The 24,530-nt window shown below is 42.9% G+C and carries 23 protein-coding genes and 1 other annotated feature; all 23 genes read left to right on the top strand.

The features are described 5' to 3' along the window. Positions 1-16: 16 nt before the first annotated feature. The 23 genes from ftsA to pyrF all read left to right on the top strand — a co-directional run bounded on the left by ftsA (position 17) and on the right by pyrF (position 24,528). The gene (gene ftsA, locus QT711_RS01605) at positions 17-1,300 is read left to right on the top strand and encodes a cell division protein FtsA (protein WP_317941735.1); all 1,284 of its coding nucleotides are present in this window, start codon (positions 17-19) and stop codon (positions 1,298-1,300) included. A 38-nt stretch (positions 1,301-1,338) separates the two neighbouring features. Beyond that, on the top strand, positions 1,339-2,496 hold the full coding sequence (gene ftsZ / locus QT711_RS01600; RefSeq protein ID WP_317941734.1) for a cell division protein FtsZ: 1,158 nt from the start codon (positions 1,339-1,341) through the stop codon (positions 2,494-2,496). A 291-nt stretch (positions 2,497-2,787) separates the two neighbouring features. Beyond that, entirely contained in the window at positions 2,788-3,642 is an 855-nt protein-coding gene (locus QT711_RS01595; protein ID WP_317941733.1) for a sigma-E processing peptidase SpoIIGA, read from the top strand. Position 3,643: 1 nt separating this feature from the next. After that, entirely contained in the window at positions 3,644-4,342 is a 699-nt protein-coding gene (sigE, locus tag QT711_RS01590; RefSeq protein WP_317941732.1) for an RNA polymerase sporulation sigma factor SigE, read from the top strand. Between the two features lie 96 nt (positions 4,343-4,438). Then, entirely contained in the window at positions 4,439-5,218 is a 780-nt protein-coding gene (gene sigG / locus QT711_RS01585; protein WP_317941947.1) for an RNA polymerase sporulation sigma factor SigG, read from the top strand. An 89-nt stretch (positions 5,219-5,307) separates the two neighbouring features. After that, positions 5,308-5,550, top strand: a complete 243-nt coding sequence (locus QT711_RS01580) for a PRC-barrel domain-containing protein (RefSeq protein ID WP_317941731.1) — start codon at positions 5,308-5,310, stop codon at positions 5,548-5,550. Between the two features lie 72 nt (positions 5,551-5,622). Beyond that, positions 5,623-6,318 carry a YggS family pyridoxal phosphate-dependent enzyme gene (locus QT711_RS01575; RefSeq protein ID WP_317941730.1) on the top strand — a complete coding sequence of 232 codons (696 nt, stop codon included), beginning with the start codon at positions 5,623-5,625 and terminating at the stop codon, positions 6,316-6,318. Continuing rightward, a complete protein-coding gene (locus tag QT711_RS01570; protein WP_317941729.1) occupies positions 6,315-6,773 on the top strand; it encodes a cell division protein SepF in 459 nt (152 codons plus the stop codon). Before QT711_RS01575 ends, QT711_RS01570 begins: the two co-directional genes overlap by 4 nt. 61 nt (positions 6,774-6,834) lie before the next feature. Beyond that, positions 6,835-7,086, top strand: coding sequence for a YggT family protein (locus QT711_RS01565; RefSeq protein WP_317941728.1), 252 nt, complete (start codon positions 6,835-6,837; stop codon positions 7,084-7,086). Positions 7,087-7,120: 34 nt separating this feature from the next. Next, positions 7,121-7,897 carry a YlmH family RNA-binding protein gene (locus QT711_RS01560; RefSeq protein ID WP_317941727.1) on the top strand — a complete coding sequence of 259 codons (777 nt, stop codon included), beginning with the start codon at positions 7,121-7,123 and terminating at the stop codon, positions 7,895-7,897. An 88-nt stretch (positions 7,898-7,985) separates the two neighbouring features. Next, complete coding sequence (locus QT711_RS01555; RefSeq protein ID WP_317941726.1) at positions 7,986-8,492, top strand: DivIVA domain-containing protein; 507 nt, start codon at positions 7,986-7,988, stop codon at positions 8,490-8,492. A 124-nt stretch (positions 8,493-8,616) separates the two neighbouring features. Beyond that, positions 8,617-8,828 (top strand) — a binding site (T-box leader). A gap of 83 nt (positions 8,829-8,911) precedes the next feature. Next, entirely contained in the window at positions 8,912-11,674 is a 2,763-nt protein-coding gene (gene ileS / locus QT711_RS01550; RefSeq protein ID WP_317941725.1) for an isoleucine--tRNA ligase, read from the top strand. Between the two features lie 162 nt (positions 11,675-11,836). Next, complete coding sequence (gene lspA / locus QT711_RS01545) at positions 11,837-12,310, top strand: signal peptidase II (RefSeq protein WP_317941724.1); 474 nt, start codon at positions 11,837-11,839, stop codon at positions 12,308-12,310. Further along, positions 12,310-13,224: an RluA family pseudouridine synthase gene (locus tag QT711_RS01540; protein WP_317941723.1), complete on the top strand. Its 915-nt coding sequence runs from the start codon at positions 12,310-12,312 to the stop codon at positions 13,222-13,224. The genes lspA and QT711_RS01540 overlap by 1 nt, the downstream gene beginning before the upstream one ends. Positions 13,225-13,677: 453 nt before the next feature. Continuing rightward, on the top strand, positions 13,678-14,220 hold the full coding sequence (gene pyrR / locus QT711_RS01535) for a bifunctional pyr operon transcriptional regulator/uracil phosphoribosyltransferase PyrR (RefSeq protein WP_317941722.1): 543 nt from the start codon (positions 13,678-13,680) through the stop codon (positions 14,218-14,220). Between the two features lie 24 nt (positions 14,221-14,244). After that, complete coding sequence (locus tag QT711_RS01530) at positions 14,245-15,543, top strand: solute carrier family 23 protein (protein WP_317941721.1); 1,299 nt, start codon at positions 14,245-14,247, stop codon at positions 15,541-15,543. A 146-nt stretch (positions 15,544-15,689) separates the two neighbouring features. Further along, positions 15,690-16,568, top strand: coding sequence for an aspartate carbamoyltransferase catalytic subunit (locus tag QT711_RS01525; protein ID WP_317941720.1), 879 nt, complete (start codon positions 15,690-15,692; stop codon positions 16,566-16,568). Position 16,569: 1 nt separating this feature from the next. Next, positions 16,570-17,847, top strand: a complete 1,278-nt coding sequence (locus tag QT711_RS01520; RefSeq protein WP_317941719.1) for a dihydroorotase — start codon at positions 16,570-16,572, stop codon at positions 17,845-17,847. Further along, the gene (locus QT711_RS01515; protein ID WP_317941718.1) at positions 17,847-18,947 is read left to right on the top strand and encodes a carbamoyl phosphate synthase small subunit; all 1,101 of its coding nucleotides are present in this window, start codon (positions 17,847-17,849) and stop codon (positions 18,945-18,947) included. The genes QT711_RS01520 and QT711_RS01515 overlap by 1 nt, the downstream gene beginning before the upstream one ends. Further along, positions 18,940-22,137, top strand: a complete 3,198-nt coding sequence (carB, locus tag QT711_RS01510; protein ID WP_317941717.1) for a carbamoyl-phosphate synthase large subunit — start codon at positions 18,940-18,942, stop codon at positions 22,135-22,137. Before QT711_RS01515 ends, carB begins: the two co-directional genes overlap by 8 nt. Further along, a complete protein-coding gene (locus tag QT711_RS01505) occupies positions 22,134-22,910 on the top strand; it encodes a dihydroorotate dehydrogenase electron transfer subunit (protein ID WP_317941716.1) in 777 nt (258 codons plus the stop codon). Before carB ends, QT711_RS01505 begins: the two co-directional genes overlap by 4 nt. Continuing rightward, positions 22,907-23,821 carry a dihydroorotate dehydrogenase gene (locus tag QT711_RS01500; RefSeq protein WP_317941715.1) on the top strand — a complete coding sequence of 305 codons (915 nt, stop codon included), beginning with the start codon at positions 22,907-22,909 and terminating at the stop codon, positions 23,819-23,821. Before QT711_RS01505 ends, QT711_RS01500 begins: the two co-directional genes overlap by 4 nt. Further along, entirely contained in the window at positions 23,818-24,528 is a 711-nt protein-coding gene (gene pyrF / locus QT711_RS01495; RefSeq protein WP_317941714.1) for an orotidine-5'-phosphate decarboxylase, read from the top strand. The genes QT711_RS01500 and pyrF overlap by 4 nt, the downstream gene beginning before the upstream one ends. Positions 24,529-24,530 lie beyond the last annotated feature (2 nt).

Below are 24,530 nucleotides of genomic sequence, written 5' to 3'. Positions count from 1 at the left end.
TAGGGGGTGCCGGGAATTGAGTCAATCTACAACATACGTATCATTGGATATAGGATCTTCTTCAGTCAAAGTGCTGATTGGAGAAGTGGATGGTGGTTCCCTCCACGTAATCGGGGTTGGTAATGTACAATCTGCGGGTATTCGAAAAGGAACAATTATTGATATCGATGCGACTGTCCAGTCTATTAAAAAAGCAGTAGAGCAGGCGGAACGGATGACAGGGATGCAAATTAGAGATGTCGTCCTCGGAATTCCTGCAAACGGCGTATTGCTACAAGACGTAAAAGGTGTTGTAGCTGTTAACTCTGAGAACAGGGAAATTACGGATGACGATTTAGACCGTGTCATGAAATCTGCACAAGTCATGTCCGTGCCACCTGAACGGGAAATCGTCAATATCATTCCAAAACAATTCATTGTGGATGATTACGATGAAATTAAAGACCCTCGAGGGATGATTGGGGTCCGTCTTGAAATGGATGGAACACTCATTACAACCTCTAAAACGTTAGTGCATAATATTTTGCGCTGTGTGGAAAGAGCAGGTCTTGTGATACGTGAAATCTATTTGCAACCTTTAGCTTCTGGAACGTTTGCATTGACGGATGATGAAGTGAATCACGGAACAGCTTTCATTGACATTGGTGGCGGGTCCACGACAATTGCTGTTTTCGGCGATAATCGGTTTGTATCCACTGCTGTCATTCCTGTAGGGGGTGACCATATCACGAAAGACTTGTCAATCATATTAAAGACCCCGACAGAGCAAGCAAGAAAGATTAAGCACCAGTATGGACATGCCTTCTATGACGATGCTTCGGACGACGAATTGTTTGAGGTACCTGTTATCGGTGCGGATTCAAAAGATCAATATAGTCAAAGATACATATCGGAAATCATTGGTGTCCGATTAGAAGAATTGTTTGAACTGGTGTTGGAAGAACTCTATCGGATGGGTATTCAAGATTTACCGGGTGGTATCGTATTGACAGGTGGTACGACAAAACTCGAAGGTATTCTTCAATTGGCTAGACACGTGTTGAAAACGAGGGTTCGGATACATACACCAGAATATATCGGTGTACGCGAACCAATGTATTCGACTGCTGTAGGCCTTATCCGTTATGCTAATATGGAAGATACGTATTTTGGTATTTCAACGGAATCTACAACTGTTCCGGCTAATCGCGAGATGGATTATCCTTCTGCTCCTAAAAAGAAGGTGGCAGTGCCAGACAAAGAGAAAAAACCGAGTTTAATGAGTAAAACAAAAAGATTTTTTGATGGATTCTTTGAGTGAAAAGAGAGTATTTTCAGTAGGGATTAGGAGGAGAGACAATGCTGGATTTTGATACGAATATCGATGCACTTGCCGTAATTAAGGTGATTGGTGTCGGTGGCGGCGGGAATAACGCTGTTAATAGAATGATAGAACATGGTGTGCAAGGTGTCGAATTCATTGCTGTGAATACAGATGCACAAGCACTTAACTTATCGGAAGCTGAAGTGAAATTGCAAATTGGTGGTAAGTTGACGAGAGGATTAGGAGCAGGTGCAAATCCAGACGTCGGTAAGAAAGCGGCTGAAGAAAGCCGTGAGCAAATTGAAGAAGCGTTACGCGGAGCAGACATGGTCTTCGTAACAGCTGGTATGGGAGGCGGTACGGGTACTGGTGCAGCTCCTGTTATCGCTCAAGTTGCAAAAGACTTAGGTGCATTGACTGTAGGCGTTGTTACTCGTCCATTCACATTTGAAGGCCGTAAGCGTTCAACGCAAGCAATCGGTGGAATTGCAGCGATGAAAGAATCTGTTGACACATTGATTGTCATTCCGAATGATAAACTTCTTGAAATTGTGGACAAGAATACGCCAATGTTGGAAGCTTTCAGAGAAGCGGACAACGTGTTGCGTCAAGGTGTACAAGGTATTTCAGATTTAATCGCCGTACCAGGTTTAATTAACTTAGACTTTGCTGACGTGAAAACAATTATGTCGAATAAAGGCTCTGCCCTCATGGGAATCGGTATGTCTACAGGGGAAAATCGTGCTGCAGAAGCTGCCAAGAAGGCGATATCGAGCCCGTTGCTTGAAACGTCAATCGATGGCGCGAAAGGTGTACTGATGAACATTACAGGCGGTTCTAACTTAAGCTTGTTCGAAGTCCAAGAAGCTGCTGACATCGTCGCATCTGCTTCTGATGAAGATGTAAATATGATTTTTGGATCGGTTATCAATGATTCCTTAAAAGATGAAATCGTTGTAACGGTTATTGCAACAGGTTTTAACGAAGAGCAGTTGAATCCATCAAAAACAACAAGAAATCCAGGATTTGGAGCAACTCGCCAACGCGAAACGCAACAACCAGCGCAACCAACGCATTCGCGTAGAGAAGAAACCCAACAGTTCCAACAATCCGAACCGGCAAGACAGCAACAAACGAACCAACAGGACGACGCACTCGATATTCCAACATTCCTTCGCAACCGTCGTCGATAATTAAATTGATTGAACTCTTCAGTTTCCTACTATGGAGACTGGGGAGTTTTTTCGTTTGTAAAGAAAAAGAGCCATGCATGACAACGTAACCGCATCGCATCTCAATGTTCCGAGCGTATCACAACGCTACGAGGGCTTCAGGTTACAAATCGCAAATGCAAAACTTCCTTCCGGCTGTGGTTTCCATAAAGAACTTTAAGATGTTGTCGAATTTTTACGTAATTTTTATCCTCGTTCCGACAAACATTGCACGACTACAATGTTATCCTTACGTTCAAGGAGGGCGATTGGATGTATGGGGAAATCATCATAGCGATCAACATGCTATTTAATTTCGCGATCTTATCTTTTGCAGATCGGATGGGCACGGCACAAGCTTCCTGGAAACGTCTCTTATTGGCGTCTCTCGTTGGTGCTGTACCCGTCACGCTATTCCCCGACTCCTGGATTGCTCTTTTTATCGCATTTGCTTTCATGGTGTTCTGTGCTTTTGGGGTGTCGTTTACTGCTTGGGGAAACAAAGCTTTCATCGTATTGATTGGAGCGCTGTTTGCGGGCGGATTGCTGACCGTTTTTACGGAACGATTTATTTTTGTGACCGGTCCTTCTATGATTTTTGTCAGCGCAATCTTAGCTTATGCAGCGTTAGCTGTCTTTAAGACGAAGTGGTTGGATGTTCGACTAGCTCGTAAATTATCTACGTATGCAGCAGAATCGATGCTCACGATATGGGACAAAGATGTGCCGGTATCCGTTTTTGTTGATACTGGGAATCGTTGTACGGAGCCCCTCACAGGCGAAGCCGTTCATTTTGTTTCCTTTCAAGCTGTGAAAACGATAATCCCAAGCGAATTGCTTGAACCTCTACAAGCATGGGACCCTAAAGGCGTACCGCAATTATCCGTTTTTCCGAAGCATTATCAGCAGATGGCCCGGTTAATACGACTTCAAACCGTTCAGGGAAATTCATGGGCAGTAGGGTTTAAATTCGATCGTTGGACGATTACGGAAGGATGTGAATTGCCAGCTGGTTATCTTGTGCTGACGAAACAAGATCGTCGTTATCCGGAAGGTGCTCAAGCCATTTTGCATGTATCTGCACTGGAGTTTATCACAAACGAAAGGGGAACTAGTTATGTGGCATGAAATGAAAAAATGGTTGTCGGTCATTAAAAGTCTCTTTAGAAGAAAAGGTGGTACCTATTATATAGGCGGCCATGAATCGCTACCGAAACCATTATCACGTGAAGATGAAGCGAAAACAATCCGAGCATTTATGGAAGGGGATATGGATGCCCGCGATACGTTAATCGAAAAAAATCTCCGACTCGTCGTTTATATTGCACGTCGTTTTGATAATACGAATACACATATTGAAGATTTAATTAGTATCGGAACAATTGGCCTTATAAAAGCGATTGAAACATTTAAAAGTGATCGCAATATTAAACTGGCGACATATGCATCAAGATGTATTGAAAATGAAATTCTTATGCATTTGAGAAAAACCAATCGAACCAAATCGGAAATCTCTTTTGATGAACCGCTGAATTCAGATGCAGATGGCAATGAATTATTACTTTCCGACATATTAGGTACTGATGAGCACATTATTTTGGATGATGTTGAGAAGAAATTGGAAAGACAACATATGATTGAGGCAATAAGTACGCTTGATGAGCGAGAAAAATATATTATGGAATGTCGCTTTGGCTTAACGGGGGAATTGGAAATGACACAGAAAGAAGTTGCAGAATTACTTGGAATTTCACAGTCCTATATTTCGCGCTTAGAAAAGAAAATCATCTCAGAACTTCGTGATCGATTAAATCATCCAATTGCCTGATGGTTGAAATTGGCGATTCGAGTTTCGCATATTCCACATGTCTGAGGACAAACTATTTCGTACAGTCATCTACAGAATGTGGAGGAAAAGCGAATGATGCGTACAAGAGTTGAGATTTGCGGAATCGATACGTCCAATTTGCCATTACTGACAAACGAAGTGATGAAGGAAACGTTTATCCGATTACAAAGTGGTGACGAATCAGCTAGGGAAGAGTTAGTCATCGGGAATCTGCGCCTAGTCCTTAGCCTTGTTCAACGATTTGCTTACAGAGGAGAGCAGGCAGACGATCTTTTTCAAGTCGGTTGCATCGGCTTGCTAAAGTCCATCGACAATTTTGATTTGAAACATAACGTTCGTTTTTCGACGTACGCTGTTCCAATGATCATTGGTGAAATCAAAAGACATTTAAGGGATCACCATGCCATTAGGGTGTCCAGATCTCTAAGAGATATAGCTTATAAAGCGATTAGAGCAAAAGAACAATTTATCAATGATCACCAAAAGGAGCCTAAAATATCCGATTTGGCAGAAATTACGGGAATTCCTGAAGACGATATTTTATTTTCACTAGACGCAATTCAAGATCCAATGTCCTTGCACGAACCAATGAATGGGGATGGCGGTGACCCCGTCTATATTATGGATCAATTACAGGATAAAAAAGTTTCGGAAGATCGTTGGTTAACGTATGTTTCGGTAAAAGAAACGGTATCTGGCATGACAGAACGACAACAAATGATTCTGTCAAAAAGATTTTATTTAGGGCAGACACAAACTGAAATCGCAAAAGAACTCGGTATTTCTCAAGCTCAAATATCGAGGTTGGAGAAAAATGCAATTCAAATTATTAAAGAAGGTATGGAAAACGAATGACTGTTGAGAAAAACGTAACGCACAGCTTCTTGTGCATTGCGTTTTTTTCTGTCGTTGAGCATATCTTGTTAGAAAGGGAGGGGAACAATATGCGTTTTTCAGAGTTGCAAAAAAAAGAAGTTATTGAAGTCAAAAGAGGCGCTTTTCTTGGATTTGTGCAAGATGCCACAATTGATATGAAGAACGGGAAGTTGGATATGCTCCAAGTAGGTGGAGCAGAGCGTAGTTTGTTGTTTGAGCCCAAAATGAAAGATTATAAACAAATTAAGTATAACGATGTTGTAACGATTGGAAAAGATATCATTTTAGTAGGCAAAAAGCTTGATAATTAGTGGCTTATCATTGATAAGTATGCACTCACTTGGTACAATAAAGCAAAGTAAGCAGAAAAGTAGTGATTGCAAATGGGAAAACTTCAAGAGCGCATCCAACATATTGAAAGAGAGATTCAAGCAGCATGTGAACGCTCGGGAAGAAACCGGGAAGATATTACTGTCATTGCTGTTACAAAGCAAGTTTCTACTGAGAGAACAAAAGAAGTGATTGATTTAGGGATTTTACATGTTGGAGAAAATCGCCCAGAAGGCTTGCTGGCAAAACGTCAGGATATCCAATCCTCAGCTGTTTGTTGGCACTATATCGGCAATGTCCAAAGTAGAAAAGTGAAAGAAGTCATTCATGATATTCATTGCCTTCACTCATTGGACAGAATCAGTTTAGCAAAAGAAATTCAGAAACGAGCAAGTGCACCGATCGACTGTTTTGTTCAAGTAAATGTTTCGGGTGAACAGTCAAAGTCAGGTGTCTCTCCAGATGAACTGCGGGCTTTTTTACAACAACTTGCTACTTTTGATAAAATCCGAGTGATCGGGTTAATGACAATGGCTCCTTTTACAGAAGATCAGGATGTTCTAAAATCTGTATTTAGTTCGCTTCGTCAATTGCGAGATGAAATGGCAGCTGCCAATATGGAACATGCTCCGTGTACACAGTTGTCAATGGGTATGTCCAATGATTTTGCCATAGCGATTGAAGAAGGTGCAACTCATGTTAGAATCGGTACCGCATTAGTCGGAACGGAGAGTGAGGGAGAACAATGAGCATTAAAAGAAGATTCGAAAAGTGGTTTTATTTAGATGAAGAAGAAGCGTATGAACAAGAACAACCGGTGCGAGAGCAACAACAGCAATTGCAGCAGCCTGTCCCTCAACAGCCGAAGAGGACACCTACAAGAAAGCAACAGTCGACGGAAACGCAACAACCTGGAACGGTTGTAAGTTTGCAAAGTCTGCAAAAATCTTCAAAAGTTGTGTTGTTTGAACCGCGTGTATACGCTGAAGCACAAGATATTTCAGAACACCTGAAAAACAAGCGTGCAGTAGTCGTCAACTTGCAAAGAATAGAGCGTGACCAAGGAATTCGCATAGTAGATTTCTTAAGTGGAACTGTTTATGCGCTCGGCGGCGATATTCAACGCGTCGGTACGGATATTTTCTTATGCGTACCGGAGAACGTAGAAGTGGCAGGGTCCATTTCGGATTTTTTTGAACGATAGAATCGGATGAGGTGTAATAATAAATATGCAACTTTTTTTAGCAATGTTCTTTAATGTGATTATGAATGTAATTGATATCTACTCCATACTCCTCATCATTTATATTTTGATGTCATGGGTACCTTCAACGCGGGAAACGACTTTTGGAAGGTTTCTTGGGAAAATAACAGAACCATACTTAGGGTTTTTCCGTAAATTTATTCCACCGATTGGTATGATTGATATTTCACCGATCGTTGCGATTTTCGTACTCAACTATTTGATTCGTGCGGGAGTCCGTCAAGTATACGTAATCATTGCCTCACTAGTGTGAGGTTTTTTCTATACGGAACAAGGAGTCGTAAACGATGGATGCAATTATACAACATTTCAGAAAAGACGAGCAGCCTTTCATTGAAACCGTAATCGGATGGACACGTGAAGTGGAAGATACATATTCGCCTAAACTTACGGGCTTTCTTGATCCGAGACAGCAGTTTATCGTGGAATCGGTTGTAAAAGGTGCCGGATTGTCAGTTGAAGGCTTTGGAACTTTCGCAAGTGCGGAACGTAAACGGGTATTAATCTATCCGGATTATTTTGTCCCAACGGAAGATGATTTTCAAATTGTCGTTTTTCAAGTGAAGTACCCTGCTAAGTTTATGCAATTAGAACATCGGGATATTTTAGGATCACTCATGTCACTTGGCATTGATCGATCTAAATTTGGGGATATTCGATTGCACGAAGACCAAGTCCAAATGGCAGTTGCATCTGAAATGAAAGACTATATGAAGGCAAACTTTACAGCTATCGGAAAATCAAAAATTCGACTTGAACTACTGGAAGATGCTGTACCATTACTTGAAATGAATGAAGAGTGGAAGGAAGAACTCCATATCATCAGTTCATTGCGTTTAGATACAGTTGTCGCGTCACTTATTAAGAGTCCGCGACAAAAAGCGGTAGCACTTATTCAAGGCGATAAAGTGAAAGTGAATCATGTCATCCGAAGTACGCAAGCCTTTGAGTTGAACGAATTGGACAGCCTTTCAGTAAGGGGCTTTGGGCGATTTAAAGTGTTGTCTATTGAAGGCCGTACGAAAAAAGATAAAATTCGTCTGCTTATTGGTAAGTTAGAATGATTTTTCTGAAAGTGGTTAAAAACTGCTGTTTTATCTAAACAGGAGATGTATAATGGAACTATAGCAATTGAAAGGGGAGAACGTACGAATGGCTTTGTCACCACTCGATATACATAACAAAGAATTTAGCCGTGGCTTTCGCGGTTATGATGAAGACGAAGTAAACGAGTTTTTAGAACAAATTATGAAAGACTACGAAAATGTCTTAGAAGAAAATAAAGTGCTGAAAAACAACCTGAAAGAAACGAAAGAACAGATTTCCCATTTCAATACAATTGAGGGGACACTACAGAAATCCATATTGATTGCACAAGAAGCTGCAGAAGACGTTCGCCGGAATTCACTTCAAGAGTCAAAGTTAATTATTAAAGAAGCTGAAAAGAACGCTGATCGTATTGTCAATGAAGCATTGTCTCGTGCGCGGAAAATTGCGATCGATATTGAAGATTTGAAAAAACAATCCAAAGTTTTCCGCAACCGTTTCAGAATGTTAGTTGAAGCGCAACTGGACATGATTAAAATGGACGACTGGGACAAATTGATGGAATATGAACCTGAATCTGAGCTGTTGGAAACTGCAGCAGATGAAGAGTGATAAAAGACTAAATTGCAATCGGTAATTGTCTATTAAGGCAACTGTTGCAATGAACAAATTGTTGTTCGTATGCGTGCTTGACATTTCTTTTCAAGCACGCATATAATGAGTACCATATATGTAAAGACAGGCAATGATAGAGAGAGTACTTTTCGATAACTTGTTAAAGCGAGCCGGGGATGGTGAAAGCCTGGTCGATGCATCGAAGACGAAAATCACTCTAGAGCCGGATTGAAGAAAAGCAATCCCGGAAACACCCCGTTATGGTGTTCTGAGAGGTAGCACAACTGTGCTGCAACTAGGGTGGTAACGCGAGCAGAAGTCCTCGTCCCTTTATTGGGATGGGGATTTTTTGTTTTCTTCGATGCACGTGAAACAACGATTCGTATTTTTGCCAAGACATGAAGGAGGAAACATGGATGGATTACAAAGACACATTATTAATGCCTAAAACGGATTTCCCGATGCGTGGAAACCTACCGAACAAAGAACCGGATATGCAAGCGAAGTGGGAAGAAATGGACATTTATACAAAAGTCCAGGAGCGAACGAAAGGTCGTCCATTTTTCGTGCTTCACGATGGTCCTCCGTATGCAAACGGTGATCTTCACATGGGGCACGCTTTAAACAAAGTATTGAAGGATATGATTGTCCGTCATAAGTCGATGTCAGGCTACCATGCGCCATACGTTCCAGGTTGGGACACTCACGGTTTACCGATTGAGCAAGCGTTAGTAAACAAAGGGGTAAACCGTAAAGAACTATCAGTTGCAGAGTTCCGGAAAATGTGTGAGGAATATGCTTACAGTCAGATCGATAACCAACGTACACAATTCAAACGGATTGGTGTGCGTGGAGATTGGGAAAATCCATATATCACATTAAAACCAGCATTTGAAGCACGACAAATTGAAGTGTTTGGTGAAATGGCGAAAAAAGGATACATCTATAAAGGATTGAAGCCGGTTTATTGGTCTCCTTCCAGTGAATCTGCTCTTGCAGAAGCGGAAATTGAATACAAGGATAAGAAATCACCTTCCATTTATGTAGCATTTCCAGTTCAGGATGGTCGCGGCGTCGTTGCGGAAGATGTGCGGATTATCATTTGGACGACAACACCATGGACGATTCCTGCGAACCTCGGTATTTCTGTCCACCCTGATTTCCAATATGTAATTGTTGAAGTGGAAGGAAACAAGTTTTTATTAGCAAAAGACCTCGTCGAATTTGTTGCAAAAGAAATCGGTTGGGAATCATATGAAGTTGTCAGTGAATTAAAAGGTTCTGAGCTAGATCGCGTCGTTGCGAAACATCCATTGTATGACCGCGATTCGCTTGTTATGTTAGGTGAACACGTGACAGCTGAAGCGGGTACAGGATGTGTCCATACAGCACCGGGTCATGGTGAAGACGACTTCTATGTGTCAAAACAATATGGGATTGACGCTTTATCTCCTGTGAACGACCGTGGTGTCATGACAGACGAAGCACCTGGTTTTGAAGGATTGTTCTATGAAGATGCAAACAAAGAAGTGACGAAAAAGTTGGAAGAAGTCGGAGCGTTATTGAAGCTATCTTTCATTACTCACTCCTATCCGCATGATTGGCGCACAAAAAAACCGGTCATTTACCGGGCAACAGCGCAATGGTTTGCTTCCATTCAATCATTCCGTGATGAATTGCTTGAGGCGATTCGCAATACGAAGTTCACGCCAGCTTGGGGTGAAACGCGGCTCTATAACATGGTACGTGATCGTGGTGATTGGTGTATTTCCCGTCAACGTGTTTGGGGTGTTCCGATTCCTGTATTCTACGCTGAAAACGGCGAAGAAATTATTACAGATGAAACGATTGCCCATGTCTCTAAACTGTTCCGTGAACAAGGATCGAACATCTGGTTTGAAAGAGATGCAAAAGATTTGTTACCAGAAGGCTTCACACATAGTGGTAGTCCGAATGGTCTCTTCACGAAAGAGACGGACATCATGGACGTGTGGTTCGATTCTGGATCTACCCACCAAGGCGTGTTAGAAGAAAGAGAAGATCTTGTCTATCCTGCTGATCTCTATCTAGAAGGATCTGACCAATACCGTGGTTGGTTTAACTCTTCCTTGACAACGAGCGTTGCCATTAATGGAATTGCGCCATACAAAGGCTTGTTAAGCCATGGCTTCACGTTAGATGGAGAAGGTCGTAAAATGAGTAAATCACTTGGAAATACAATTGTTCCAGCGAAAGTGATGAACCAACTCGGTGCAGACATTCTTCGTCTATGGGTATCATCCGTCGATTATACGGCAGATGTACGAGTGTCAGACTCGAACTTTAAACAAGTTTCAGAAGTATACCGTAAAATTAGAAATACACTGCGCTTCCTACACGGAAACGTCGCTGATTTCTCACCATCGAAGGACCGCGTGGCATTTGAACAAATGCGTCCGATTGACCAATATGTGTATGTGAAGCTTCAGGATATGATTAAAGATGTCCTAGCAGCTTATGAAAACTATGAGTTTGCAGGTGTTTATCATGCCGTGAACAATTTCTGTACGGGAGAGCTCAGCTCATTCTACTTAGATATCGCAAAAGATGTTGTGTATATTGAAGGGGCAGACCATCCTCACCGTCGTGCAATGCAAACGGTTATGTATGATGCGTTACTTGCACTCCTGAAGTTGTTAACACCAATCATCCCACATACGACAGATGAATTATGGTCTTATTTAGCCGATGTGGAAGAAGAAAGTGTTCAATTGACAGATATGCCTGAAGCGATTGAATTCGGGGAAGTGGCGAGTTTGCTCCGTGAACGTTTCAACGTCTTAATGGTAGTCCGTGACGATGTGTTGAAAGCGCTAGAGGAAGCACGGAATGCAAAAGTAATCGGAAAATCGCTTGAAGCGAAAGTGACACTTGCATTGCCAGAGAAATACGCAGACGTCTTGAAGGCAACAGATATCGACTATGCACAGTTCTTCATCGTTTCAAAGTTTGTTGAAGTAGAAGCAAGTGATATTGCTGCTGATGCGTTAAAACTGGATGCGGCGACCATTCTTGTTGAGAAAGCAGATGGAGAGAAATGTGAACGTTGCTGGACAATTTCAGAAACTGTGAATGCTGATGCAGATCATCCAACACTTTGTACTCGCTGTGCAAACGTTGTAAAAGAATATTATTCCTAATCAATTAAGGTAAGGCTGTATGTAACCATGGCTTAATGCCATTGGTACAACAGCCTTTTTTGTTGTTACCTTGATAGCGAGCTGACCAGGTAGTCGCAATTTCATCATGTGACTCTATTTGTGGTAAAATGGAACAGAAACTGGCGGACGGGGGTTTTTGGAGTGTTAATCTATTATGGAATCGCGATTGTCATTATTCTAATTGATCAATGGACAAAATGGCTGGTCGTACAAAATATGAACTTAGGTGAAAAAATATCGATTGTTGAACCGTATGTTGGGCTCCTTTCTCATCGCAATAAAGGAGCGGCATGGGGGATGTTGGAAGGTCAAATGTGGTTATTTTACATTGTAACGGTTGTAGTAGTTGCCGGTATCATATATTTCTTTCACAAAGAAGCGAAAGGCTCTCCTTTACTCAGCAGTAGTCTCATGCTTCTGTTAGGTGGGGCAGTTGGTAACTTCATCGATCGGTTATGGAGGAAGGAAGTCGTCGATTTCGTGGATGTACTCATTCCCGTCATCAACTACGATTTCCCGATTTTCAATGTAGCGGATGCCGCGTTAACAATTGGTGTCGTTTTAATGATTATTCATGTGTTTGTAGATGAAAAAAAGAAGAAAAAGGTGGCATAATGGAACCAATTGAAGTTGTAATTACAGAGGAAAACGGAAATGGACGGATTGACAAAGTATTATCGACAGTTAATCCCGAGTGGTCACGCACCCAAATACAGCAATGGGTAAAAGATGGTGCTGTGTTAGTAAATGAACATACAGTAAAACAAAATTACAAAGTAAAAATAGGCGATCATATCGTAATTATCGAACCTGAACCGGAAGAGCTAGACATCGTTGCAGAAGACCTCTCCTTGGATATTGTCTATGAGGATGAGGATGTTCTCGTCGTGAATAAACCACGTGGAATGGTTGTCCATCCTGCGCCAGGGCATGTTACCGGGACACTAGTAAATGGACTCATGTATCAAGTGAAAGACCTTTCGGGCATAAATGGTGTCATGCGTCCAGGAATCGTTCATCGTATTGATAAAGATACGTCAGGTTTGTTAATGGTAGCGAAAAATGATCTTGCACATGTGTCACTCGTCAACCAATTGGTTAACAAAACAGTGACGCGTGTCTATACAGCGCTTGTCCACGGTCATATTCCACATGATCAAGGAACGATAGATGCGCCGATTGGTCGGGATGTAAAAGACCGACAAAGTATGACAATCGTCGATAATGGGAAACATGCCGTAACCCACTTCAAAGTGCTTGAGCGATTTGGTAATTTTACACTTGTAGAATGTAAGTTGGAAACAGGTAGAACACACCAAATTCGTGTGCATATGAAATATATTGGTTATCCATTAGCGGGTGATCCCAAATACGGTCCTAAGAAGACGATAGAATTTAATGGACAAGCGTTACATGCAGGAACAATCGGATTTGAGCATCCGCGTAATGGGCAGTACTATGAATTCACACAACCATTGCCTGAGGATTTTCAAACACTCCTTAAGCAATTGCAAAATGAAAAGCGTTGACAAAGTTCAAACTGCCCACTATACTAATAACAGAAATTGAATAGCGATACCTTTAAAGACAGTCCAGAGAGGCTGGGAAGGTTGCACGGAAGTACGATTGGATACCTGGCTATACGTCTATCCATTGTATGCTTTTTTCTGCACATAAACCTCCCGCCATTCCGGCAGGAGGTTTTTTTATGCAAAAGCGAAGGGCGCTTGTCCAGATGTGAAAGCATAAGACGGACATGCGAAACGGCGCACTTTGCCGTGCAGCAGGGCTGGCTTATGACCCGAGCATCTAGCGCCCGGAGCTAGCCGATGCAAAAGCGGAGGGCGCTTGCTCAGTAGAGGAACGCAGTCTAAGTTCGCCACCTCGTGTGGCAACGACTGCATGATCTGCATCCTGCAGACCTCAGATGCAAAAGCAGAAATCCTGTATACCTGATACCAGAAAATAATGGAGGGGAAGACATGACGGAAAAAGCGATAATCCTTGACGAACAAGCGATTACTCGTGCAGTGACGAGAATAGCCCATGAAATCATTGAGAAGAATAAGGGGATCGATCAATGTATTTTAGTAGGCATTAAGACAAGAGGCGCCATCCTAGCAAAACGCCTAGCAGACAAAATCGCGCAAATTGAAGGAAAAGCAATTCTTACCGGGGAATTAGATATCACTTTATATCGCGATGATTTACAGATGAAACATCACAATCAGGAGCCTCTTGTCCAACAAGTTGACATCCAACATGATGTAACGGAAAAGAAAGTCATCCTTGTCGATGATGTACTCTACACAGGACGTACGGTGCGTGCGGCAATGGATGCGGTGATTGATTTAGGCAGACCGGCGGCAATTCAACTCGCTGTGTTAGTCGACCGTGGTCACCGTGAACTGCCGATCAGACCTGACTTTGTTGGAAAGAATATCCCTACTTCAAGTGAAGAACGTGTAGTTGTTAGTGTCAGTGAAGAAGATGGAAAAGACGGCGTAACGATTCATACTAAATAATATCAATTTTTCGGAGGCAACCATATGAATGACAACAAAGTATTAGATATTCAAGATAAGCCGCCAGTAGGGAAATGGCTGGCCTTAAGCCTCCAGCATATGTTTGCCATGTTCGGCGCGACAATTTTAGTTCCGCAGTTAGTCGGGTTAAGCCCAGCAATCGCATTACTGACTAGTGGACTCGCAACGCTCATCTTTGTTGTTGTAACACGATTTAAAGTTCCAGCCTATTTAGGATCATCTTTCGCGTTCATTGCACCAATACTAGCAGCGACAGACACCGGAGGCATAGGAAGTGCAATGATTGGCAGCATGTTCGTTGCCTTAGTCTACGCCCTCGTCTCCCTGCTCATTTGGACAACGGGCTCAGATTGGATTATGAAAGTATTACCACCAGTCGTAGTTGGACCTGTCATCATGGTAATCGGTCTCGCAGTGGCACCGATTGCTGTACAGATGGCAAGTACGATTAAAGTGGAAGGGAACCCTGAACCTGTGTATAACCTCCTTCACTTCTCGGCTGCAATTGTCACATTAGCTGCAGCAATCATCTGCCTCATGTTTTTTAGAGGAGTTGTCAGTTTGATGCCGGTCCTCATCGGTATCATTGTAGGCTACATCTACTCAGCTGCAGTAGGGATTGTAGACTTTACAGCAGTTGTAAAAGCGGGTTGGATTGAAATTCCCGCGTTTTTAGTACCAGGAATCCACTATGACTTTGTCATTACACCAACACTCCTGGCAATTATGGTACCGATATCTATCGTCACGATTTCAGAGCATATCGGTCACCAGCTAGTATTAGGACGGGTAGTGGAAAAGGACTTGATTAAAGATCCTGGTTTAAATCGTTCCCTCCTCGGTGACGGGCTTGGAACATTGCTAAGTGGTTTCCTTGGCGGACCGCCGAAAACGACTTACGGAGAAAACATTGGTGTCATGGCGATAACACGTGTGTATAGTGTCTATGTCATCATCGGTGCAGCAGTGTTTGCAATCGGGTTCTCTTTTGTTGGTAAGTTGATGGCACTTATATCAACGATTCCTCAAGCAGTACTTGGTGGCATCTCAATCCTGCTTTTTGGAATCATCGCTTCTTCAGGACTACGGATGCTCGTCGATCACAAAGTGGACTTTGGGGAACAACGAAATTTAGTCATCTGCTCGGTCATCCTCGTGATTGGAATCGGTGGAGCTTCCATTCACGTAAGTGAAACATTCCAAGTAGGTGGAATGGCACTCGCGGCAATCGTAGGTGTCTTGCTTAATCTCCTATTACCAGGTAGAAAAAACGAAACATTAGCAGACGAAGCAACAGAATAGATAGACCTTTTAATATTGTCCTGTGAGACAAGGAAAGGTTCGGTTGATGAACTGTCATTCCAATGGATGACGATTGTTCAGTCATGCACATCGAGCCTTTCCGGTACATGGAAAGGCTCTTTTTTTACAAGGAAGGGGACATCGGAATGAACCATTTGGTAGCGATGAGCGATTTATCAGTTGAAGAAATCTATAGTCTATTGGAACGGGCAAAGACATTCAAACACCTAGGGGTGCGTGAATTGCCGGGTAACTATATGGTAAGCAACTTGTTTTTTGAACCAAGTACACGTACAAAAACAAGTTTTGAAGTTGCAGAACGAAAACTTGGACTTGAGGTGATTCCTTTTGAAGCAGGATTTTCAAGTGCTTTAAAAGGCGAAACGCTATACGATACGGTACGAACGTTAGAAGAAATTGGACTCGACGCAGTGGTCATTCGACATTCAGAAGAAAAATACTATGATCAACTTAAAGGGAAGACAATAGTTGCCATCGTCAATGCAGGGGATGGATCAGGCCAACATCCAACACAATCGTTACTGGATCTGTTTACGATCCAAGAGGAATTTGGAAGCTTTAAAGGGTTGAACGTGTTAATCGCAGGGGACATTTCTCATAGTCGAGTCGCAAAGTCTAACGCAGATGCATTAACAAGGCTCGGTGCGAATGTGACATTCCTCTGTCCGAAAGAATGGGCAGGCGACGTTGACGCTACGGATCAATGGGATGTAGTGCTTGAGCAAAGTGATGTTGTCATGTTGTTGAGGGTGCAACACGAACGTCATGAAGAAGGAACGAGTTTTTCAAAAGAAGAATATCATCGTCAATTCGGGCTCACAGTAGAACGGGAAAGAATGATGAAAGAGCGTGCAATCATTATGCATCCTGCGCCGGTAAATCGCGATGTGGAAATTGCAGATTGTTTAATTGAATGTGCGCGTTCAAGGATTTTTAAGCAAGTAGAAAATGGCGTATACATACGGGCAGCAATTTTAGAAGCTGTATTGAAAGGGAGGAATTGACATGGACAAAATCATACAAGGTGCGCAGTTATTGAACGATGCAGGTGAATTATACGTTTCTGACGTAAGAATTAGCGGTGATAAAATTGCTGAAATTGGCAAGGATTTGTCGATTGAAGATGCACAAGTAATAGATGGGCAAGGTTTGTTTCTTGCACCAGGTTTCATAGATGTCCATGTCCATTTACGTGAACCGGGCGGTGAGCATAAAGAAACGATCGAAACAGGTACGTTAGCTGCTGCAAAAGGCGGTTATACGACAATTTGTGCGATGCCTAACACGCGTCCAGTTCCAGATACAAAAGAGAATCTAGCACATGTTAATCAATTGATTGAAGAAAAAGCGTTAATCCGAGTATTGCCTTACGCATCGATCACAATTCGTGAAGCGGGTAAAGAACGGACGAACTTAACAGAGTTAAAAGAGCATGGCGCTTTTGCCTTTACAGATGATGGAGTAGGGGTTCAAGAAGCTGGCATGATGTACGAAGCAATGCAAGATGCTGCTAAGCTTAATATGCCGATCGTAGCTCATTGTGAGGATAATACACTCATATATGGCGGTGCAATGCATGAAGGTACACGCAATAAAGAACTTGGACTTCCTGGAATTCCTTCCATTGCGGAATCGGTCCATATTGCAAGAGATGTGTTATTGGCCGAGGCAGCAGGGGCGCATTATCATGTATGCCATGTTAGTACGAAAGAGTCGGTGCGAGTGATCCGTGATGCGAAAAAAGCCGGTATTCATGTCACTGCCGAAGTGAGTCCTCACCATTTGCTTCTAACAGAACATGATATTCCTGGAGATGACGCAGATTGGAAGATGAATCCACCGTTACGGGGGACAGAAGATTTACAAGCATTGCGCGAGGGTCTGATGGACGGTACGTTAGACTTTATTGCAACAGATCATGCGCCACATACGGCTGAGGAGAAAAGTGCGGGAATTGCAAAAGCCCCATTTGGCATCACTGGATTTGAAACAGCCTTCCCACTTCTATACACGCATTTCGTGAAGGAAGGGAAATTGTCTTTAAAACAGTTGATAGATTGGATGACTGCAAAGCCAGCAAATGTGTTTGGCATGCCTTATGGGAAAATTGATATCGGGGCAACTGCAGATCTTGTGTTAATTGATTTGAATAAAGCGCAACAAATTGATCGGACAACATTTTTGTCTAAAGGGAAAAATACACCATTTGATGGCTGGACATGTTTTGGATGGCCGGTTACAACAATTTATGGCGGATCAATCGTCTGGAAGGATGGTCAATGATGAAGAAAAGATATTTGGTTTTAGAAGACGGAACAATTTTTGAAGGTGCAGCTTTCGGATCAGACAATGCTTCAATTGGTGAAACCGTATTTTCAACGGGTATGACGGGTTACCAAGAAACCATTTCGAATCCATCAGGTTTTGGTCAAATCGTCGTCATGACATATCCTCTCATCGGAAACTATGGCATCAACCGCGACGACTATGAATCTATTGAACCCGCTATCAACGGTCTGGTCGTTCGGGAACTAAGTGAAGAACCGTCTAACTTCCGCAGCTCGATGACACTTGGTGATTTACTTGTGCTCAAAGGAATTCCGGGAATCGAAGGAATTGATACGAGAAAGTTGACGCGTATTTTACGCCAAAAAGGTTCCCTAAAAGGTAAGCTGACTGCCGCAGGTGAAGAGTTAGACATGGAGGCAGTTGTGAAAGAGGTGGCTGATTTCACGACGCCTACTAATGTAGTCGAAATGATTTCTACGAAAAAACCATATCCTAGTCCGGGACGAGGGAAACGAGTAGTTGTCATCGATTATGGATTAAAACACGGCATTCTCCGCGAGTTGAACAAACGTGATTATGATGTCATCGTTGTTCCGTATAACACTTCTAAAGAAGATATTATGGCATTAGTGCCAGATGGCATTCTATTGTCAAACGGACCTGGAAATCCGGAAGACGTTGTAGGGGCAGTTGAAACAATTAAGCAATTGCTCGGCAAGACTCCTATTTTTGGCATTGGGTTAGGCCACCAGTTATTAGCTCTATCCTATGGTGCAAAAACAATGAAAATGAAGATTGGCCATAGTGGTGGGAATTATCCTGTGAAAGATTTACTTACAGGAAGAACCGAATTGACATCACAAAGTCACGGTTACTGCATTGATGAAACATCTATAGAAGGGACGGCCCTTGAAATCACGCATCGAGCACTAAATGACCGTTCGATTGAGGGAATCCAAAGTAAAACAGATGCAGCATTCTCCGTCCAGTTCCATCCGGAAGCTTCGCCTGGACCGGAAGATGCAAATCATTTGTTTGATCGATTCGCTGAATTAATGAATGCACGTAATGGAGAGGAGAATACCAATGCCTAAAAGACAAGACATACAAACGATTCTCGTAATTGGATCAGGACCAATTGTTATCGGACAAGCAGCAGAATTCGATTATGCGGGTACGCAAGCTTGCCTATCGCTAAAAGAAGAAGGATACCGTGTTATCCTCATCAACTCAAACCCTGCAACGATCATGACCGATACAGAAATTGCAGATAAAGTTTATATTGAACCAATCACGCTTGACTTTGTCAGCCGTATCATCCGTAAAGAACGTCCGGATGCACTCCTTCCAACTCTTGGCGGGCAAACAGGACTGAACATGGCGATTGAGCTACAAGAATCCGGTATTTTAGATGAGTTAAATGTCGAAATCCTAGGGACAAAACTCGATGCAATTCACCAAGCCGAAGATCGTGATCTATTCCGATCCCTTATGAATGAATTAGGAGAACCTGTTCCTGAAAGTGACATTATTCATAACCTTGACGAAGCATACGCATTTGTTGAAAAAATCGGCTATCCAGTGATTGTCCGACCTGCCTTCACGTTAGGTGGAACAGGAGGCGGAATTTGCTATAACGATAAAGATTTGACGGAGATTGTTGCAAGCGGACTGAAATATAGCCCGGTCACACAATGTCTATTAGAAAAATCAATCGCAGGATACAAAGAAATTGAATATGAAGTGATGCGCGATTCAGCAGATAACGCAATCGTCGTATGCAATATGGAAAATGTTGATGCGGTTGGAATCCATACAGGGGACTCAATTGTTACAGCACCTTGCCAGACAATGACAGACCGTGAAAATCAGATGCTACGAAATGTATCGTTGAAAATTATCCGTGCTTTAAAAATTGAAGGCGGTTGTAACGTTCAGCTTGCACTAGATCCACATAGCTTTAAGTACTACATTATCGAAGTGAACCCGAGGGTTAGTCGTTCGTCAGCACTTGCTTCAAAAGCGACGGGATATCCGATTGCTAAACTTGCTGCAAAAATTGCGGTCGGCTTGACACTGGATGAAATGATGAACCCGGTCACAGGTTCCACATATGCATGCTTCGAACCGACGATCGATTACGTTGTAACAAAAATTCCTCGCTGGCCATTTGATAAATTTGAATCGGCTAAACGGAACCTTGGAACACAAATGAAAGCGACAGGCGAAGTAATGGCGATGGGTCGTTCGTTTGAAGAATCGATTTTAAAAGCGGTTCGCTCACTCGAGACTGGGCAATTTGGTCTGACGTTGAAACATGCTGAAGATATGACGGATGAATGGATTGAAAAACGGATTCGTCGAGCTGGTGATGAACGTCTCTTCTTCATCGGAGAGGCTTTACGCAGAGGAGTATCCGTCGAAACGTTGCATGAATGGAGTATGATTGATGTATTCTTCCTTCGCAAATTCGAGAAGATTGTTCAGTTCGAAGAGCAATTAAAAGCAAATCCACATGCTATTGAAGTTCTTTACAAAGCAAAGCGAATGGGCTTTGCAGATGTCACGATTGCGCAACTTTGGAATACATCAGAGCGTTCGATCTATGCATTACGAAAAGAACATGGGATTGTACCAGTTTATAAGAAAGTCGATACTTGTGCAGGTGAGTATGAATCCGATACGCCGTATTTCTATGGAACGTACGAAGAGGAGAATGAGTCGATCAAGTCTGGTAAAAAGAGTGTAGTCGTACTTGGTTCAGGTCCAATTCGAATCGGGCAAGGAGTGGAATTCGATTATGCTACTGTTCACTCTGTTTGGGCGATCCAACAGGCGGGCTATGAAGCAATCATTATCAATAACAACCCAGAAACGGTTTCTACAGACTTCTCAATCTCCGATAAACTGTATTTTGAACCTTTGACGATTGAAGACGTCATGCATATCATTGATTTGGAGCAGCCAGAAGGCGTCATCGTGCAATTCGGAGGTCAAACAGCAATTAACTTAGCAGCAGGTCTTGAAGAACGTGGTGTGAAAATCTTGGGGACGTCCCTAGAAGATATCGACCGCGCGGAAAACAGAGATAAATTCGAACGCGCATTACACGAAATTGGTATTCCACAGCCACTTGGCAAAACAGCAGTGTCTGTGTCTGAAGCCGTAGCAATTGCAAACGAAATTGGTTATCCAGTTCTTGTAAGACCATCGTATGTTCTTGGTGGCCGTGCAATGGAAATCGTTTATCATGAAAACGAGTTGTTGCACTATATGGAACACGCAGTGGAAGCAAGTCCAGAACATCCCGTACTCATCGACCGTTATTTGACGGGCACCGAAATTGAAGTGGATGGCATATGCGATGGAGAAAATGTCGTGATTCCTGGTATCATGGAGCATATTGAACGCGCTGGCGTCCACTCTGGAGACTCAATTGCTGTCTATCCACCGCAAAACCTTTCAGCTGCGATGGTAGAAACGATCGTGGATTATACAAAACGGTTAGCAATCGGATTAAACATCAAAGGATTACTGAATATCCAATTCGTCATCTCTGAAGGACAAGTATACGTCATTGAAGTGAACCCTCGTTCAAGTCGTACAGTTCCTTTTATGAGCAAAATTACAAATATCCCGATGGCTAACATTGCAACAAAAGCGATTCTTGGCCAATCAATCGTCGATCAAGGATATGAGACAGGGCTTGCGCAAGCACCTGCTGGCGTTTATGTAAAAGTACCTGTATTCTCTTTCGCAAAACTTCGTCGTGTAGACATAACGCTCGGACCTGAAATGAAATCTACAGGAGAAGTCATGGGGAAAGATGTCACTTTAGAAAAAGCGTTGTATAAGGGACTCGTAGCAGCAGGAATGGAAATTAAAGAATACGGTTCTGTGCTTATGACAGTTTCTGATAAAGACAAAGAAGAAATTGTCGATTTGGCTAAGCGTTTTATCAACATCGGCTATCGAATCCTTGCAACAGAAGGTACAGCAAGAACGTTAGAGGAAGCACAAATTCAAGTGAAAACAGTCGGTAAAATCGGTTCGAATGGGCCGACGTTGATTGACGTGATTCAAAAAGGCGATGCGCAACTAGTCATTAACACGTTGACGAAGGGTAAACAACCTGAACGTGATGGTTTCCGAATTCGTCGTGAATCCGTCGAAAACGGCATCCCTTGTTTGACATCGATTGATACAGCAGAAGCGATGTTACGTGTAATCGAGTCGATGACATTCCAAACGGATGAAATGCCGAAACAGCAGGTGACGGTATGATCCTTCAAGATAAGATGATCGTGAAGGCGCAACGTCAAATTGCTCAAGGTATTTTTGAAATGAGACTAACTGGAAAGCTGGTCGGGGAAATCACTTCCCCTGGCCAGTTTGTCCATGTCCGTGTAGCGGATTCGTTCGAACCATTGTTAAGGCGGCCGATTTCCATTGCTTCAATTTGTAATGAGTCGAATGAAATGACAATAATTTACCGTGCAGAAGGCCGTGGTACTACAATGCTCGCGAAGAAACGAGAAGGCGATGAAGTTGACGTGCTCGGCCCGTTAGGAAACGGCTTTCCAGTAGACGAAACTGCTCCAGGTGAAACGGCTATTTTAATTGGTGGAGGAATTGGTGTTCCGCCTTTATATGAGCTGTCCAAACAGTTGACAGCTAAAGGCGTAAAATGTGTACATGTGCTAGGGTTCCAATCGGCAGATGTCGCTTTTTATGAGGAAGAATTCAAGCAACTCGGTGATACGTATATTGCGACTGTCGACGGTTCTTTAGGGACTGGAGGTTTTGTCACGAGCGTTATGGAGAACTTGGATGAAGAATTTGCAACCTACTATAGTTGTGGTCCCATGCCGATGCTGAACGCGGTTCAAACGGCTTATACGGGTAAAAAAGGGTTCTTGTCATTCGAACAACGGATGGGTTGTGGCATTGGTGCTTGCTTTGCATGTGTATGTCAAACGACCGATCAAACGGACAAAGCATACATTAAGGTTTGCTCAGATGGACCAGTATTTCCTGCAGGGGTGGTGTCAATATGAATCGATTGTCAATTGAATTGCCAGGCTTACAGTTGAAAAATCCAATCATGCCGGCATCTGGCTGCTTCGGATTCGGTAAAGAATACGGAAACTTGTATGATTTATCGCAATTAGGGGCTATTATGATAAAGGCGACAACATTGGAAACACGGTTTGGCAATCCTACACCTCGTGTTGCTGAAACGGCTGCCGGCATGTTAAACGCAATCGGTCTTCAAAACCCCGGCTTGCAAGGTGTCATGGAAGCTGAACTGCCGTGGCTCGAACAATTTGATGTACCAATTATTGCGAACGTTGCAGGAACAGAGACAGCAGATTATGTTGAAGTGGCGAAAACAATATCAACTGCACCAAACGTCAAAGCATTGGAACTTAACATTTCCTGTCCGAACGTTAAATGTGGTGGGATTACATTCGGAACGGATCCTCAACAAGCCCATGATTTGACTGCTGCAGTAAAGGCTGTTTCTGAAGTGCCGGTGTATGTGAAACTTTCCCCGAATGTAACAGACATTAAAGCAATCGCTAAAGCGGTTGAAGAAGGCGGAGCGGACGGCATTACGATGATTAACACATTAGTCGGTATGCGCTTAGATCAGAAAACAGGGCGGCCAATCATTGCGAATGTTACAGGCGGTTTGTCGGGTCCTGCAGTGAAACCAGTTGCAATTCGCATGGTGTATGAAGTAAGTCAAGTCGTCAACATACCGATTATCGGTATGGGAGGCGTTTCAAATGCGGAAGATGTCATCGATTTTCTTTCTGTTGGTGCAAGTGCCGTTGCAGTTGGAACTGCCAATTTTGTCGATCCATTTGTTTGTCCGACGATTATAGAAGAACTGCCTGCTAAAATGGATGCGCTAGGCATTGAACACATTACAGATTTAATTGGAAGGAGTCATCGTTTATGAAAACATCCCCTATTATTGCATTAGATTTTGAATCCGCACAAAAAACGATGGATTTCCTTCGTGCATTTGAAGGCAATGTCAACGTGAAAGTTGGCATGCAGCTTTACTACAAAGAAGGTCCCGCAATGATTGCAAAATTAAAGGAACGCGGTTTTGATATCTTCTTAGATTTGAAGCTCCATGACATACCAAACACGGTGAAATCGGCTATGGAAGTTTTGGCTGGTTTAGGCGTCGATTTGGTCAATGTGCATGCGGCTGGCGGGAAAACAATGATGGAAGCCGCACTTGAAGGACTTGATAAAGGGACGCCTGCAGGCATGAAACGGCCGTCCATCATCGGTGTGACGCAATTGACGTCCACTGATGAGAGACAAGTTCAAGAAGAGCAATTAATTCAAGCGACTTTGCAAGATTCTGTTCTGCACTATGCGAAACTTACGAAGCAAGCTGGGCTAGATGGAGTCGTTTGTTCGGTGCACGAGGCAGCGGTCATCTCAGAAATTTGTGGACCTGAATTTTTAAAAGTAACACCTGGTATTCGTTTGCCGGAAAGTGGTGCGCACGACCAAAAACGGATTGCGACACCTGAAGAGGCGAGAAAAGAAGGATCCACACACATTGTTGTCGGAAGAGCAATTACTGGCGCAGATAATCCTCGAGAAGCATATGAACTGATTAACGCTCGATGGAAAGGAATGGAGTAAAG

This window comes from Sporosarcina saromensis (genome assembly GCF_033253735.1).
GTDB classification, from domain to species: domain Bacteria; phylum Bacillota; class Bacilli; order Bacillales_A; family Planococcaceae; genus Sporosarcina; species Sporosarcina saromensis.
The sequence above is the reverse complement of the archived record's forward strand: the minus strand, read 5'-3'. Positions and strand labels throughout refer to the sequence as shown.